Origin of the sequence: Microbacterium limosum (assembly GCF_036324365.1) — a bacterium.
Classification (GTDB): Bacteria; Actinomycetota; Actinomycetes; order Actinomycetales; family Microbacteriaceae; genus Microbacterium; species Microbacterium limosum.
In genome coordinates, this window is record NZ_CP137080.1 from 2206627 (window position 1) to 2221580 (window position 14954).

Consider the following 14954-nt stretch of genomic DNA (forward strand, 5'->3'; position numbering starts at 1 on the left):
ACACTCCGGAGGGATTGCCGCCGCCGCGCGGGGAACCGCCCGACAGCCCCCGCAGCGCGCGATCCTTCCGGAGTACTGTCCGCCGCGGGCGGAAGCCCGGATCAGTGGAAGAAGTGCCGCTCCCCCGTGAAGAACATCGTCACGCCGGCAGCCTGGGCCGCCTTGATGACCTCGTCGTCGCGCACCGATCCGCCGGGCTGCACGATCGCGCGGATCCCGCCCTCGATCAGCACCGCCGGCCCATCCGCGAACGGGAAGAAGGCGTCGGATGCCGCTACGGAGCCGGCCGCGCGGTCGCCCGCCCGCTCGATCGCCAGGCGGCAGGAGTCCACGCGGTTGACCTGCCCCATCCCGATCCCGACGGTCGCGGAGTTCTGCGCCAGCACGATCGCGTTGGACTTCACGGCACGGCAGGCCTTCCACGCGAAGATGAGGTTCGTCATCTCCTCGTCGGCGGGCCGCTCGCCCGAGACCAGCTCCCAGTCCTTCGCGACGGCGTCGATGTCGCTCGGGAAGCGGTCGGCGTCCTGCAGCAGGAGCCCGCCCGACACGAGCCGGACGTCCATCTTCTCCTGCTCCCAGTCGGCGGGGAGCTGGAGCAGGCGCAGGTTCTTCTTCTCGGCGAAGACCTGCAGGGCGGCCGGCTCGAACGCGGGCGCCACGATCACCTCGGTGAAGATGTCGCGCAGGTTCTCGGCCATCTTGAGCGTGACGGGCCGGTTGGCGGCGATGACCCCGCCGAAGGCCGAGACCGGGTCGCACTCGTGCGCGCGCAGGTGTGCGCTCGCGATCGGGTCGAGCGCGTTGGGGGCGGCCACCGCGATACCGCAGGGGTTGGCGTGCTTGATGATCGCGACCGCCGGCTTGACCATGTCGAACGCGGCCCGCAGCGCTGCGTCCGCATCGACGTAATTGTTGTAGCTCATCTCCTTGCCCTGCAGCTGCGTCGCCTGCGCGATGCCGTGGCCGCCCAGGCGCGTGTAGATCGCGGCACGCTGGTGCGAGTTCTCGCCGTAGCGCAGGTTGGCCAGGCGCTCGGCCTTGATCGTGAGGTGCGCGGGCAGGTCGACGTCGTCGGCCAGCGTGCCCTCCGCGAACCACGCCGCGACGGCCGTGTCGTACGCGGCGGTGTGCGCGAACGCACGGGCCGCGAGCTCGCGGCGCTGGCTGAGGCTCGTGCCGCCCGTGCGCACCGCCTCGATGATCGCCGGGTACGACTCGGGCGAGACGACGATGGCGACGTTCGCGTGGTTCTTCGCCGACGCGCGCACCATCGCCGGGCCGCCGATGTCGATCTGCTCGACGACGTCGTCGCCCTCGGCTCCCGAGGCGACGGTCTCGACGAACGGGTACAGGTTCACCACGACGAGCTCGAACGGCGCGATGCCGAGCTCGCCCAGCTGCCGCTCGTGGTCCTCCAGGCGCAGGTCGGCGAGAAGGCCCGCGTGCACGCTCGGGTGCAGGGTCTTCACGCGGCCGTCGAGCGACTCGGGGAAGCCCGTGACGCTCGAGACGTCGGTGACGGCGTACCCGGCGTCGCGGACGGTCGAGGCGGTCGAGCCCGTCGAGACGATCTCGACACCCGCCTCGGAGAGCGCCGCCGCGAGTTCGAGCAGGGCGGTCTTGTCGCTCACCGAGACGAGTGCGCGGCGGATCGGGACGATGTCCCGGTCGCGGTAGAGGGTCGGGTCGTGACGGGGGCCTGCCATGGCTGCTCCTTCGCGGGTGGGCGGTACGGGCGGACGATGCCGCCCCGGGGTGTCAGGGTCGGGATGCCGCGGAAATCGCGGTCAGGTCGATCGCGCCCTCGGCGATGTCGCGCACGACGTCGATGAGCAGGCGCCGCTCGACGGGCTTGATCCGCTCGTGCAGCGTGTGCTCGGTGTCGCCGGGCACGACGGCGATGCGCTCCTGGGCCAGCACGGGGCCCGTGTCGACGCCGGCGTCGACGACGATGACGCTCGCACCGGTCTGCGTCGCGCCGGCGGCGAGGGCGTCGCGCACGGCGTGGGCCCCGGGGAACTCGGGCAGAAACGCCGGGTGCGTGTTGATGAGGCGCGGCGCGTGCGCGGCGACGACGCCGCTCGGCAGAAGCCTCATGAGCCCGCTCAGCACGACGAGGTCGGGGGACCACACCGCGAGCTGCCGGGAGAGCTCCTCCCCCCACGCCGCCCGGCTCTCGAACTGCTCGTAGGGGACGAGGAACGTGGGGATGCCGAAGTGCTGCGCGTGCGCGAAGCCCTCGGCCTCGCGGTCGGCCCCCACCGCCACGATGCGGGCGGGGTAATCGGGGTGGCTCGCGGCCTCGAGGAGAGCACGGAGGTTGGATCCCGTGCCCGAGATGAGAACGGCAACCGTGAGCACCCGGCAAGTCTAGTGGGGCGCCGCGTGCTCCGCCGGGCGCTCGTGCGCCGCCGGGCGCGCGGTCAGCGCGCGCGGGGACAACAGGAGGATCGCGCAGCCGATGAGCACCTCGATCCCCACGGCGAGGGCGACCGCCCCGGGGTGGGGGCCGACCTCCGCCAGCCGCCCGGGACCCATCGCCCCGTGCGCCGCGGCCGCGAGGCCGGCCGCCGCGGCGGCGGTCACGGCGGGGATCGCCAGGGCGGCGGCGATGCGCGGGCCCCACGGATCGCCCGACGTGCCGTGCGTACGGCGGGAGTCGCGGGCCGCGCGCGGGACGACGAGGATCGCGGCGAGATCCGACCGCGCCACCCAGCCCGCGAAGGCCCCCACGCCCACCGGCAGCAGGGCTACGAGGAGCAGCCACGGCGACGACACCTCGGGCAGGGCGCCGAGCACGGGGATGCCGGGGACGAGGCCCGCCTCCGTGCCTGCGGGGCTGACCGGGGCCCCCTCCCCGAGCCAGAAGCCCACCCCCGAGACCCAGGCCAGCGCCCATACGACCAGCGTGGGCACGTACGCCAGCTGCGCGAGGGTCAGCACGCCCGCGCCGAGCGCGTCGACGTTGCCCGCCTGGTAGAGCGCGATGATGTCGGCGCCGGAGGCGAAGACGGCCACGGCCAGGCCCACCGCGCCGAGCCCCACCAGGCCGAGCACGGAGATGGCGCCGGCGCGCGCGACGATTCCCGGCAGCTCGGGCCACGGGTCGGCGCGTCGGTCGAGCACTCCGCGCAGGCGGTCGACGATGCCGTCGTCGCCGTCGCGCCATGCGATCGTCAGCGCGCCCAGCAGCACGCCGGCGACGTACACCGCGGCCGGGAAGACGATCGCCTGCCAGAGGACGGGCTGCGCGACGGGGTTGAGAGAGGTGACCGCGACGAGGGCGGATGCCGCGGTCGACACGATCGCCGCGGCTCCTAGTCCGCTCGGCCACGAGCCGGACCGGGCCGCCCGGGCCCCCGAACGCGCCCCGAAGACGGCGGAGGCCAGCGCCACGGCGAGCGGCGCGAGCGAGAGCACGAAGCCCGCGGCATCCGGCGAGATCCCCGCGACGATGAGCTCGTCGGGAAGCGTGATCTGCTGGGGCACGAGGTGGCCGAGCTGCCAGATCGCCGCCGTCGCCGGCCACAGCGCACCCCAGTCGGCCGCGCCGCCCGATCCGAACACCCAGATCAGCGTGAGGGGTGCCGCGATCGCCGCGAGGCCCACGGCCGCCTGGAGGGCGGCGTCGAGGGCGCACAGGAGAGCAACGAGGACGCGATTCATGCCGCCACGACCCTACCCGCCGGCCGTCGTGGGTCCGCACCGACCCGCGGGCCGCGCGAGTCGTGGTCCGCGGCGGGTCCCCCGGGCCCGCTCAGGCGAGCGGTTCGAGCACGAACATCTGGATGCGGCGGTCGGTCTTGCGCCGGTACTCGTCGTAGTCGGGCCACACCGCCGCGGCGCGGGCCCACCACTCGTCGTACTCCGCGCCCTCGAGCTCGCGCGCCGTGTAGTCCCGCTTGTCGGCGCCGTCCTGCAGCTCGACATGGGGGTTCTTGCGGATGTTCCAGTACCACTGCGGCGGCTCGGGGGCGCCGCCCTTGGACGCCACGACGGCATAGCGTCCCTCGTGCTCGACGCGCATGAGCGCCGTCTTGCGCAGGCCGCCGCTCTTGGCACCGACGGTCGTGAGGACGATGACGGGCACTCCGCGCAACAGGTTGCCCTCCGTGCCGCCGCTGGCCTCGTAGGTCTCGGCCTGGGTGCGCGCCCATTCGGCCGTGCTGGGTAGGTATTCTCCGCTCAGGGGCATCGCGCCAGCATACGTGCACACGACGAAGGGGGCGGATGCCGCGGCATCCACCCCCTTCGTGCGGTATCGGGGCTCAGAGCCCTTCGATGATCTCGCGCATGAGAGCGGCGGTCTCGGAGGGCGTCTTGCCGACCTTGACCCCGGCGGCCTCGAGGGCCTCCTTCTTGGCCTGCGCCGTGCCCGCGGAGCCGGAGACGATCGCGCCGGCGTGGCCCATCGTCTTGCCCTCGGGGGCGGTGAAGCCCGCGACGTATCCGACGACCGGCTTGGTGACGTTTTCCTTGATGAAGTCGGCCGCGCGCTCTTCGGCGTCGCCGCCGATCTCGCCGATCATGACGATCGCCTTCGTCTCGGGGTCGGCCTCGAACGCCGCCAGCGCGTCGATGTGCGTCGTGCCGATGATGGGGTCGCCGCCGATGCCGATCGCGGTCGAGAAGCCGAGGTCGCGCAGCTCGAACATCATCTGGTAGGTCAGGGTGCCCGACTTCGACACGAGGCCGATCGGCCCCTTGCCGGTGATGTTCGCGGGCGTGATGCCCACGAGCGACTCGCCGGGGGTGATGATGCCGGGGCAGTTCGGGCCGATGATGCGCGTGGCGTTGCCCTTGCTCTGGGCGTAGGCCCAGGCCTCGGCACTGTCGCCGACCGGCACGCCCTCGGTGATGACGACGAGCAGCGGGATCTCGGCGTCGATGGCCTCGATCATGGCGTCCTTCGTGAACGCGGCGGGGACGAACGCGATCGACACGTCGGCGCCCGTCGCGGCCATGGCCTCGCCGACCGAGGCGAAGACGGGCAGCTCGACGGCGTTGCCCTCGGCATCCGTGTGCGACACCGTCGTGCCGGCCTTGCGGGCGTTGACGCCGCCGACGACCTGCGTGCCGGCCTTGAGCATGAGCGCCGTGTGCTTGGTGCCCTCGCCGCCGGTGATGCCCTGGACGATGACCTTGGAGTCCTTGTTGAGGAAGATCGACATTTCTCTGCGTTCCTTTTCGGGATGTCTCGGGTCAGGCGTTGGCGAGCTCGGCGGCCTTGTCGGCGCCCTCGTCCATGGTCGAGGCGAGGGTCACCAGCGGGTGGGCGTAGTCGCGGAGGATCGCGCGGCCCTCCTCCACCCGGTTGCCGTCGAGACGCACGACGAGGGGCTTGGACGCCGTGTCGCCGAGCGTGTCGAGCGCGCCGACGATGCCGTTCGCGACGGCGTCGCACGCCGTGATTCCGCCGAAGACGTTGACGAAGACGCTCTTGACCTGCGGGTCGCCGAGGATGACGTCCAGACCCGCCGCCATGACGGCCGCGGAGGCGCCGCCGCCGATGTCGAGGAAGTTGGCGGGGGTCACGCCGCCGTGCGCCTCGCCGGCGTACGCGACGACGTCGAGCGTCGACATGACCAGGCCCGCACCGTTGCCGATGATGCCGACCTGACCGTCGAGCTTGACGTAGTTGAGGTCGTGCTCCTTCGCCTTCGCCTCGAGCGGATCGGCGGCGGCCTTGTCCTCGAGCGCCTCGTGGTCGGGGTGGCGGAAGGCGGCGTTCTCGTCGATCGAGACCTTGCCGTCGAGGGCGATGATCTCGCCCTCCTCCGTCAGCACGAGCGGGTTGACCTCGACGAGCGTGGCGTCCTCGCCGGTGTAGACGGCGTAGAGCTTGACGAAGACGTCGGCCACCTTCGGGGCGAGATCGTCGTCGAAGCCCGCGGCCTTGGCGATCTCGAGCGCCTTCTCGGCGTCGATGCCCGTGAGCGGGTTCACCTCGATGCGCGCGAGCGCCTCGGGCTTCTCGACCGCCAGCTGCTCGATCTCCATGCCGCCCTCGACGCTGGCGAGGCTGAGGTACGAGCGGTTGGCGCGGTCGAGCAGCACCGAGAAGTAGTACTCCGTGGCGATCCTGGCGCCCGCGGCGACCATGACGCGTCCCACGACGTGGCCCTTGATGTCGAGGCCGAGGATCTGCTTCGCGGCCTCGTAGGCCTCATCGGGGGTCTTCGCGACCTTCACACCGCCCGCCTTGCCGCGACCGCCGACCTTCACCTGCGCCTTCACGACGACGACGCCGCCGATCTTCTCCGCTGCCGCCTTCGCCTCCTCGGCGGTGTCGGCGATGATGCCCGGGAGAACCGGCACCTCGTACTTCTCGAATAGATCGCGTGCCTGGTACTCGTAGAGATCCACGTAGCTCGTCCTTCAGTGGGCAACGGGTTCGAGACGCGAGAAAACGTCTCGACGTCGAGATATCGACCGGTGCCCCAGCCTACTACCGGCGGGCGGGCGACCTCGAACCGTCGGCGCCGTCGGTTCGCACCGGGGCGCCTCCCTGGCCGTTCCCCTCGCTCTCGAGCGCGCCGCGTCCCAGCCGACGCAGGTCCTCGACGGCGGGGCCCTCCAGACGGGTGCCGTCGGGTGCGAAGCGCGAGGCGTGCAGAGGGCAGTCCCACGTGCATTCGGCGTCGTTCCACGCGAGCACGCCGCCGAGGTGCGGGCAGACCGCGCTCACGGCGCGGGTGACCCCGCCGACGGTGGACACGCCCACGGGGACACCGGCGCGGTTGCCGACCGCCCCCTCCCCCTCCGCCGGTCGCGGGAGCGGCACGGGCGTCGCCTCGGCGAGGGTCCAGCCGCGCGCCGCCTCCCTCCCCACGAGGGCGTTCTCCCGGAGGCCGCGGCCCAGATCGGCCGGCACGGTGAGTCGGGTTCCGAGCGCGATCATCCACGCGGGCCGCTCCCGGAACGGGACGCCCGCGATCTCGGCGGCGATGCGCAGCGCCGCCGCCGGCCCGTTCGTGAGGCCCCACTTGTTGAACCCGGTCGCGAAGCGCACACGGCCGAGCGTCCGCGGCATCGCGCCGACGAAGGGCACGAGGTTGTGCGATTCGTAGTCCTGCGCCGACCAGCGGTGCGTCTCGCGAGCACCCGGGAAGTGCCGGCTCGTCCAGTCGACGAGCTCGTCGTACAGAGCCGACTCCGAGCGGGTCCGGCCTACGGGGTGCCCACCGCCGCCGACGATCAGCCGCGCCCGCCCGGACGGACCGTCGGCCGGCGAGACGGCGCGGATGGAGTGCGACAGCTCGTCGAGCGAGAGGTACATGCCTTCGGGAACGCCGCCGTCGACGTCGAACGCGACGCACAGCGAGCGCATGCCCCGCGTCTTGGCGAAGTACAGGCCACGGTCGATGATCGGGGTGCCCGTCGCGAGCACGATGCGATCCGCGCGCAGCGCCCCGGCATCCGTCTGAACCATCGCGTGCGGCACGGCGTGCACATCGCACACGCGCGTGGCAGTGTGCAGCGTGCCGCCCGCGGCGACGAAGGCGCGGGCCAGCGCATCGGCGACGGCCACCGGGTCGATGGCGATCTGGTTCTCGAGCACGGCGGCGCCGGCGACGGGGAAGGGCGCATCCTCGATCTCGGACGCGTCCCGCCACTGCACCGGCAGTCCCGCCTCGACGCCCGCGCGGATCTGCTCCCGCACTCCCGGAAGGGCATCGGCCGACTCGGCGAAGGAGTAGGCGGCACGACGGGTGAAGGGCACCCCCTCCTCCTCCGCGAACGCGGTCAGCCATTCCTGCCCCGCGCGATTGCTGTCGACGTACGCGCGAACGAGCGACGCCGAGTGGTGCCGGCGGAGCTGCCCGAGCACACTCCCCTGCAGCAGGGAGACCTTGCCCGTGTTCGCCCCCGTCGACAGTTCGGCGACGTCGCCGGCCTCGACGACCGCCACGTCACGGCCGGAGCGGGCGAGCATGAGCGCCGTGCTGAGTCCTGTGATGCCGGCGCCGACGACGACGACCTCGTGCCGCCCCGGGGCGAACGGTGTCGAGGGGACGGGAGTGCGGCCTGCGCGCCAGAGCGATGACATGCTGCTCAGTGAAACGGCGTCCCCGCGCCGCCGACAACGGGCTTGACAGCGCGGCGAGCGGTGGAACCGGGTTCCTCCGGTCGCGTCCTCGATACCGTTGGCGCCCCCGGTGCGGGTCTAGGCTTGCCGATTGAGATGAGCGAGACACCGTCCCCGTCCGCCGCGCGCACCACCGTCGTCGCCGCGGCTCTCGACCTGTTCGCCCAGCACGGGTTTGAGGCGACCTCGGTCGAGCAGATCGCCAGGGCCGCGGGCGTCTCGCGGTCCACCTTCTTCCGCCAGTTCGGCGGCAAGGAGGATGTCGTCTTCGCCGATCACGAGGCGCTGCTCGACGAGCTTCGGGCCTACCTCGGCCGCGGCCACGACAATCCCTGGCTCGCCGTGTGCGAGGCCTCGCTGCGCGCCTATCGGCACTTCGCGCACGACCCGCAGGTCGCGCGGCTGCGATACGAGATCGTCCGGCACGTGCCCGCCCTGCGCGACCGCGAGATCGTCACGGTCTTCCGCTACGAGAGGCTGTTCGACGACTATCTGCGCCAGGCGCTGCCCGACGTCGAGCCGATCGACGCCGTCGGGTTCGCCGCGCTCGTGACGGCCCTCCACAACCACGTCCTGCGCCGCCTGCTGCGCGGCACCAGGCGCGTGCCCGTGTCGGTGCTCAAGGACGCGCTCGACGAGGCCCTGCGCCGCTACGGCGTGCACCCGGAGCCGGCCGCTGCCGCCCCCGACGACGTCGTCGTCGCGGTCTTCCCCCGCGCGATGCCGGCCGCCGAGATCGCCCGCCGCGTGCGCGCGGAACTGGACGCCTGACCCGGCGATTCGAGTACCGGTGAAACCGCGTACCGCGTTTGCCGGTATCGGATGCCGCGGAGTACCCTTCCGGCATGACAACCGCGGACGGCGCCGACGCCGAGTCCCTGCCCGGTGAGCGCGTGCGCTCCTACGACGTCGACGCACGCCTCGGCACCGACTACTACGCCGTCTTCGCCGATGTCGCGGACGAGGACCGGGCGGTCTGGGAACGCGCGCAGGCGTTCGTCGACGAGGTGGCGCCCCGCATGCGCGAGGCGTGGGACCGCGCCGAGTACCCGCTGGACGTCGCACGTCGGATGGGCGAGCTCGACCTGGTCACCGACGGCATCGACCACGCGGGGCTCACGCGCCTGAGCCCGCTCGGGGCGGGGCTGGTCAACATGGAGTTCTCCCGCGGGGACGGATCCCTCGGGACGATGCTCGCGGTGCAGGGCGGGCTCGCCCTGCGCACCCTCGCGCTGTTCGGAAGCGACGCGCAGAAGGCCGCGTGGCTGCAGCCGCTCGCGCGCGCCGAGGTGCTGGGCGCGTTCGCGCTGACGGAGCCCGACCACGGCTCCGACTCCGTCTCGCTCGAGACGACCGCCCGCCGCGTGAGGACCGACGACGGCGGCGAATGGGTCATCCGGGGCGCGAAGAAGTGGATCGGCAACGGAGCGTCGGGCGGCGTGACCTTCGTCTGGGCACGCGTGGACGACCCCGGCGCCGACGACCACGGAGCCGTGCGCTGCTTCCTCGTCGAGCAGGACCGCCCGGGCTACACCGGGACGCCGATCCTCGGCAAGGTGTCGCTGCGCGGCATCCACCAGGCCCGCATCACCCTCGACGACGTGCACGTGCCGCTCGAGGCGATGCTTCCCGGCGCCCGCACCTTCAAGGACGCCTCGACGGTGCTCTACGCAACGCGCTCCGGGGTCGCGTGGTCGGCGCTCGGGCACGCCACCGCCTGCTACGAGGCCGCCCTGTCGTACTCCCGCCAGCGCACGCAGTTCGGCAAGCCGCTCGCGAGGTTCCAGATGGTGCAGGAGAGGCTCGCGCGGATGCTCGAGGAGCTCACGGCGATGCAGCTCTACTGCCGCCGCCTCGCCGACCTCGAGGCATCCGGCATCCTGCGCCCCACCCAGGCGTCGCTCGCGAAGTTCCACAACACCCGCGCGGCGCGGCGCATCGCGGCGAGCGCCCGCGACCTGCTCGGCGGCAACGGCATCCTGATCGAGAACGTCGTGATGCAGCACATGGCCGACATCGAGGCGATCCACACCTACGAGGGGACCGAGTCGGTCCAGGCCCTGCTCATCGGCCGCGACATCACGGGGGTGAGCGCCTTCGCCTGAGGGCGCCCCCACGAGGGGGTCAGGGCGTGTCCTGCGACTCCGCCTGCTGGTCGGCGATCTGCCGGCGCACGTCGTCCATGTCCAGGCCGCGCACGCCGTCGATGACCTGCTGCAGAGCCGCGGCGGCAGCATGGCACCCCCAGGGGTACGGGGGCGGCCCGGAGGCGGGCCTCAGAGTGGCACACGGCGCATCGCCGGGCAAGGGCTGGGATGCCGCGACGTCCGCCGCTACGGTCGTCGTATGGCTCTCTTCGGCTCCACGCCCCGCACGGTCAGGCTCGAGGGGTCGCGCGTCGACCTCGAGGCGCGGCGCGCGCCGTGGAGCCTGTGGGCCGACGGATTCGGCCGACTCGCGATCCGCTCCCTGCAGATCATCGTCGTGCTGCTCATCGCCGCGGCGCTCATCGTCGGCATGCAGCAGATCACGGTCGTCACGATCCCCGTCGTCATCGCCCTGATCCTCGCCTCCGCGTTCGCTCCCGTCATGGGGTGGATGCGCCGGCACGGCGTGCCCTCCCTGCTGGCGACGATCGTGACCCTGCTGACCATCGTCGTGCTGCTCGGGCTCGTCGGCTGGCTGCTCGTGTGGGCGGTGCGCAACCAGTGGGACGAGCTGTACGGGCAGGCCGAGGAGGGCGTGCAGCAGGTCATCGCATGGATCGGCACGCTGCCCTTCGAGATCGACCAGGCGCAGATCGACGAGTGGATCGCGAGCGCGACCGACTTCGTCACGAGCGCGCAGTTCGGATCGGGCGCGCTGGCCGGCGTGAGCGCGGTCGCCAACTTCATCACCGGCTTCGTGCTGCTCGTCGTCGTCCTCTTCTTCTTCCTCAAGGACGGCCCCCAGCTGTGGGAGTTCCTGCTTCGCCCCTTCCGCGGCGCCCACTACGCCCGGGCCCGCCGCATCGGCGACAAGACGGTGACGACCCTCGGGTCCTACATCCGCGGCACCGCGGCGGTGGCCTTCGTCGACGCCGTGGGGATCGGCATCGGCCTCGTCATCCTCCAGGTGCCCCTCGCCCTGCCCCTCGCCGTGCTCGTCTTCCTCCTGGCGTTCATCCCGATCGTCGGCGCGACCCTCGCCGGCATCCTCGCCGCCCTCGTCGCCCTCGTCTCGAACGGCCTCGTCAACGCCCTCTTCGTCGTCGGGATCGTCGTTCTCGTCAACCAGCTGGAGGGCAACTTCCTGCAGCCCGTGCTCATGGGCCGCACGCTCAAGCTCCACGCGTTCGTCGTCCTGATCGCCCTGACGATCGGCACCGTGCTCGGCGGCGTCCTCGGCGCGGTGCTCGCCGTGCCCATCACGGCGGTCGCCTGGGGCATCGCGCAGGTGTGGGACGGCGAGGACACCCCCGCCCGCTGGGCGCGCCAGAAGCGGTCCGAAGAGGTCGCGTAGCCCGGGACTGGAGCAGGAGCCGGACATGCCGCACGAGATCCCCGCACCGATGCTGGCCAAGGCGGTGGCCGACGTGCCCGAGCGGCCGGGGCTGAGCTTCGAGCCCAAGTGGGACGGGTTCCGTGTGCTCGTGTCATGGGACGGCGAGAGCGTCGAGCTCGGCTCCCGAGGCGCCAAGCCCCTGACCCGCTACTTCCCCGAACTCGTCGAGGCGATCCCGCGGCTGCTGCCCCGCCCCGCCCTCGTCGACGGCGAGATCGTCGTCGCGCGCGGCGAGCCCGGCTCGCAGCGCCTGGACTGGGAGGCGCTGTCCCAGCGCATCCACCCCGCGCAGTCGCGCGTGCGCACGCTCGCCGCCGAGACCCCCGCCATGATCGTGGGGTTCGACCTCCTCGTCGACGGATCGGAGGACATCGCGGAGCGCCCCTTCGCCGAGCGCCGTGAGCGGCTCGAGGCACTCATGGCGGGCGTGCCGCACCCCCTGCACCTGACCCGGACGACGACGGACGCCGCGCTCGCCCGGCACTGGCTCGCACGGTTCGAGGGCGCGGGGCTCGACGGCGTGGTCGCGAAGCCGCTCGATCAGCCGTACGCGCCGGGCAAGCGGGCGATGCTGAAGATCAAGCACGTGCGCACCGCCGACGTCGTCGCCATCGGATACCGCGTGCACAAGAGCGGGCGCGGCGTGGGGTCGCTCCTGGTGGGGCTCTACGACGCCGACGGCACCCTGCGCAGCGTCGGCGGGGTCGCCGCATGGAGCGACCGGCGCCGGCTCGAGCTCGTGGACGAGCTCGCACCGCTGGTGGAGCGGGATGCCGACGGGGTCGCCGTCACGGGCGAGTCCGATCGCTCGCGTTTCTCCGGCGGCAAGGACGTCTCGTTCGTCAAGCTGCGACCGGAGCGGGTGCTCGAGGTGCGATACGACCAGCTCGAGGGCATGCGATTCCGGCACACCGTGCAGTTCGAGCGCTGGCGGCCCGACCGCGACGCGGCATCCTGTCGCTTCGACCAGCTCGATCAGGTCGCCGCCTACGACCTCGGGCGCGTGCTGGTCTGAGGATCGTCAGGCGTCGGGAGTGCGCGCACGGCTCGGCTGCACGCGCGGGGGCTCCCCCGGCATCTTCGGGAACTCGGGAGGGAACGGCAGCTCGCCCAGCCCGTTCGCGAGGTCGCGCTCCCACCACTCGAGCAGCGTGTCGATGCTCCCGGGATGCGCGGAGAACTCCGCCCACGGGTCACCGCGCTCGGCGAGTCGCGCCGGGATGGTGCGAACCGTGAACGACGCGGGGTCGCACTCGTCGAGCTCGTCCCACTCGATCGGGGTCGACACGGTCGCCGTCGGCAGCGCGCGCGGCGAGTAGGCGCCCGCCATCGTGCGATCGCGGTTGGCCTGGTTGAAGTCGACGAAGATGCGCTCGCCGCGCTCCTCCTTCCACCAGTTCGTCGTCACCCGGTCGGGCATCCGCCGCTCGAGCTCGCGTCCCGCCGCGATCACGGCGTGGCGCACGTCGAGGAACTCGTGAGCCGGCTCGATGGGGCAGAACAGGTGGATGCCGCGGTTGCCGCTCGTCTTGATCCAGGACTCCAGGCCCGCCTCGCGCAGCACCTCGCGCAGCGCCCGCGAGGCGGGCACGGCCTGCGCGAACCCCGTGCCGGGCTGGGGGTCGAGGTCGATGCGCATCTCGACGGGATTGTCGGTGTCGTCGGCGCGCGACGCCCACGGGTGGAACACGACCGTGTTCATCTGCACGGCCCACACCGCCGCCGCGGGCTCGGAGAGCACCACCTGCGGGTGGCGTCGGCCGCTGTTGTAGGTGACCGTGACGGCGCCGACGTAGTCGGGAGCGCCCTTCGGGGGGTTCTTGGAGAAGAAGCTCTCGCCGCCCACGGCGTCGGGGAAGCGCTCGAGCGACACGGGGCGGTCGCCGTTGGCGGCGAGGAAGGGCCCGGACACGCTCGTGATGTACTCGGCGAGCTCGCGCTTGGTGATGCCGACCTCGGGCCAGATCACGCGATCGGGGCTCGACAGCCCCACCTCGCGGTCGCCGTTGGGTCCCGGGACGGTGAGGGTGATGCGCTCGGACGCCATGGTCCCGACCCTAGGCCCCGCTCGCGGATCCGTCACCCTCGCGGAGGGGCCCGCGCCGGCTCACTCCGCCTTGGCGCCGCCCGGTTCGGGGCGGCCCGGTCCCGTGGTGCCGGATGCCGCAGCGGCAGGAGCGGGCTCGGGCAGCGCGAGGACGGGCGCGAGCACATCCCGGTCGAGCGCGAGCCACGGCCCCGCGGGGTCGACGATCACGCCGGCCATCTCGCGGTGGTCGCGCAGCGCCTTGCCCAGCTGAGCCGGAGGGAAGGGCAGCGGCCGATCGCCGCGCCCCATCGCGACGATCTCGAGCGGGTGCGAGTACACCTCGAGCAGGCGGCGGCCGTCGGCCGTGCGCGCCTCGGCGATGCCCATGCGGGGTGTCTCGCCCTCGGGGGCGGTGTTTCGCACCGCGACCCACACGGGTGTCTCGGCGAGCGCCTCGGCGAGCGAGGCCGCCACCTCGGGCGTGCGCGGCGCGGCCAGCAGCGTCTTCACGCGCATGGCCTCGTCGGCCTGCGTGAGCGCGGGCTCGAGCACGGTGCGCGGCAGGATCGCACGTGCCGGCGCGGAGGCGCCGTCGATCAGCAGACCCGCGTACGGGCCCGCGACGACGTGCTTGACGACGGCGAGCGCCGGCTGCGGGACGGCGGAGGTGTCGGTCTGGCCGTCGGCCCGCACGGCATCCTGCAGGGCGGAGCCGGAGCTGTAGGCGAGCACGAACTGGTCGTCGCCCCGCTTGGCCACGGCGAGGGGCAGCTCCTTGCCCTCAGCGAGCAGGGCACGGGCGTCGCCCCTGATGCGCAGGAAGACGTGGCCCTGCAGGAGCTGCCGCGCGACCTCGAGCAGCTGCGGCGCCGTCGCCGGCTCGTCCAGCTCCGACAGCGCCTGCACGAGCAGCACGTTGTCCTTCATGCCCGGCACGCTCTCGCGCGCGGGCGGCGCCTCTGCCGGCGCGGAGCGGCGGGGCGGGGCGGCGGGCGCGATCGGGTCGGTACCGGAGGCCTGCTGCGTCGGGCGAGCCTCGGATGCCTCGGGCGGGCGCACCGCGCCCACCCCCCGGAAGGTGGAGACCGAGATGTTCACCTGAGGCGCCGGCTCGGCGGCCGTGTCCTGCGCGCCGCCCTGCGGACCGCCCTCGACGGCGGAACCGCCCGGGGCGGGGGATTCGTCGGGCTGAGCGGGGTTGGCCCCGTCGGCGGATGCCGCGGCATCCGTCGCCTTGGGGCGCCTCGAGAAAAGAGCCATCGCTCCAGACTAACCGCGCCGGGTGGCGCC

Annotated in this window: 14 protein-coding genes; 4 read left to right on the forward strand and 10 right to left on the reverse strand. The window is 72.7% G+C overall.

Going from position 1 to position 14954, the window contains the following annotated elements; genetic code table 11:
* Positions 1-101 precede the first annotated feature (101 nt).
* From purH to RYJ27_RS10675, 7 genes are all read right to left on the reverse strand, one after another.
* A complete protein-coding gene (purH, locus tag RYJ27_RS10645) occupies positions 102-1709 on the reverse strand; it encodes a bifunctional phosphoribosylaminoimidazolecarboxamide formyltransferase/IMP cyclohydrolase (RefSeq protein ID WP_330170279.1) in 1608 nt (535 codons plus the stop codon).
* Between the two features lie 52 nt (positions 1710-1761).
* Positions 1762-2364, reverse strand: a complete 603-nt coding sequence (purN, locus tag RYJ27_RS10650; RefSeq protein WP_330170280.1) for a phosphoribosylglycinamide formyltransferase — start codon at positions 2362-2364, stop codon at positions 1762-1764.
* Positions 2365-2373: 9 nt separating this feature from the next.
* The gene (locus RYJ27_RS10655; RefSeq protein WP_330170281.1) at positions 2374-3669 is read right to left on the reverse strand and encodes a cell division protein PerM; all 1296 of its coding nucleotides are present in this window, start codon (positions 3667-3669) and stop codon (positions 2374-2376) included.
* 91 nt (positions 3670-3760) lie between these two features.
* Complete coding sequence (locus RYJ27_RS10660; RefSeq protein WP_330170282.1) at positions 3761-4198, reverse strand: nitroreductase family deazaflavin-dependent oxidoreductase; 438 nt, start codon at positions 4196-4198, stop codon at positions 3761-3763.
* 73 nt (positions 4199-4271) lie between these two features.
* Positions 4272-5174 carry a succinate--CoA ligase subunit alpha gene (sucD, locus tag RYJ27_RS10665; protein ID WP_330170283.1) on the reverse strand — a complete coding sequence of 301 codons (903 nt, stop codon included), beginning with the start codon at positions 5172-5174 and terminating at the stop codon, positions 4272-4274.
* Positions 5175-5205: 31 nt separating this feature from the next.
* On the reverse strand, positions 5206-6369 hold the full coding sequence (gene sucC / locus RYJ27_RS10670; RefSeq protein WP_330170284.1) for an ADP-forming succinate--CoA ligase subunit beta: 1164 nt from the start codon (positions 6367-6369) through the stop codon (positions 5206-5208).
* 82 nt (positions 6370-6451) lie between these two features.
* Positions 6452-8053: an FAD-dependent oxidoreductase gene (locus tag RYJ27_RS10675; protein WP_330170285.1), complete on the reverse strand. Its 1602-nt coding sequence runs from the start codon at positions 8051-8053 to the stop codon at positions 6452-6454.
* Positions 8054-8188: 135 nt separating this feature from the next.
* On the opposite strand from RYJ27_RS10675, the gene RYJ27_RS10680 reads away from it, so the two are divergent.
* Both RYJ27_RS10680 and RYJ27_RS10685 read left to right on the forward strand, forming a co-directional pair.
* On the forward strand, positions 8189-8863 hold the full coding sequence (locus RYJ27_RS10680; protein ID WP_330170286.1) for a TetR/AcrR family transcriptional regulator: 675 nt from the start codon (positions 8189-8191) through the stop codon (positions 8861-8863).
* A gap of 74 nt (positions 8864-8937) precedes the next feature.
* A complete protein-coding gene (locus RYJ27_RS10685; RefSeq protein WP_330170287.1) occupies positions 8938-10197 on the forward strand; it encodes an acyl-CoA dehydrogenase family protein in 1260 nt (419 codons plus the stop codon).
* 19 nt (positions 10198-10216) lie between these two features.
* Here RYJ27_RS10685 and RYJ27_RS10690 read toward each other — a convergent pair whose 3' ends face one another.
* Entirely contained in the window at positions 10217-10399 is a 183-nt protein-coding gene (locus RYJ27_RS10690; RefSeq protein ID WP_330170288.1) for a hypothetical protein, read from the reverse strand.
* A 39-nt stretch (positions 10400-10438) separates the two neighbouring features.
* Between RYJ27_RS10690 and RYJ27_RS10695 the strand changes: the two genes are divergently transcribed.
* Together RYJ27_RS10695 and RYJ27_RS10700 are read left to right on the forward strand one after the other, a co-directional pair.
* Complete coding sequence (locus RYJ27_RS10695; RefSeq protein ID WP_330170289.1) at positions 10439-11593, forward strand: AI-2E family transporter; 1155 nt, start codon at positions 10439-10441, stop codon at positions 11591-11593.
* A 25-nt stretch (positions 11594-11618) separates the two neighbouring features.
* Complete coding sequence (locus RYJ27_RS10700; protein ID WP_330170290.1) at positions 11619-12650, forward strand: ATP-dependent DNA ligase; 1032 nt, start codon at positions 11619-11621, stop codon at positions 12648-12650.
* 6 nt (positions 12651-12656) lie between these two features.
* Here the strand turns inward: RYJ27_RS10700 and ligD are convergent, their stop codons facing one another.
* Positions 12657-13682: a non-homologous end-joining DNA ligase gene (gene ligD / locus RYJ27_RS10705; RefSeq protein WP_330170291.1), complete on the reverse strand. Its 1026-nt coding sequence runs from the start codon at positions 13680-13682 to the stop codon at positions 12657-12659.
* A gap of 60 nt (positions 13683-13742) precedes the next feature.
* Positions 13743-14924 (reverse strand): SseB family protein, encoded by a 1182-nt coding sequence (locus tag RYJ27_RS10710; protein WP_330170292.1) that lies wholly within the window; start codon positions 14922-14924, stop codon positions 13743-13745.
* Between the last annotated feature and the right edge of the window lie 30 nt (positions 14925-14954).

Bases quoted from the DNA above. Each gene is read 5' to 3' on its own strand.
- purH (WP_330170279.1), bottom strand. From the start codon at position 1,709: ATGGCAGGCCCCCGTCACGACCCGACCCTCTACCGCGACCGGGACATC.
- RYJ27_RS10655 (WP_330170281.1), bottom strand. From the start codon at position 3,669: ATGAATCGCGTCCTCGTTGCTCTCCTGTGCGCCCTCGACGCCGCCCTC.
- RYJ27_RS10660 (WP_330170282.1), bottom strand. From the start codon at position 4,198: ATGCCCCTGAGCGGAGAATACCTACCCAGCACGGCCGAATGGGCGCGC.
- sucD (WP_330170283.1), bottom strand. From the start codon at position 5,174: ATGTCGATCTTCCTCAACAAGGACTCCAAGGTCATCGTCCAGGGCATC.
- RYJ27_RS10675 (WP_330170285.1), bottom strand. From the start codon at position 8,053: ATGTCATCGCTCTGGCGCGCAGGCCGCACTCCCGTCCCCTCGACACCG.
- RYJ27_RS10680 (WP_330170286.1), top strand. From the start codon at position 8,189: ATGAGCGAGACACCGTCCCCGTCCGCCGCGCGCACCACCGTCGTCGCC.
- RYJ27_RS10685 (WP_330170287.1), top strand. From the start codon at position 8,938: ATGACAACCGCGGACGGCGCCGACGCCGAGTCCCTGCCCGGTGAGCGC.
- RYJ27_RS10695 (WP_330170289.1), top strand. From the start codon at position 10,439: ATGGCTCTCTTCGGCTCCACGCCCCGCACGGTCAGGCTCGAGGGGTCG.
- RYJ27_RS10700 (WP_330170290.1), top strand. From the start codon at position 11,619: ATGCCGCACGAGATCCCCGCACCGATGCTGGCCAAGGCGGTGGCCGAC.
- ligD (WP_330170291.1), bottom strand. From the start codon at position 13,682: ATGGCGTCCGAGCGCATCACCCTCACCGTCCCGGGACCCAACGGCGAC.
- RYJ27_RS10710 (WP_330170292.1), bottom strand. From the start codon at position 14,924: ATGGCTCTTTTCTCGAGGCGCCCCAAGGCGACGGATGCCGCGGCATCC.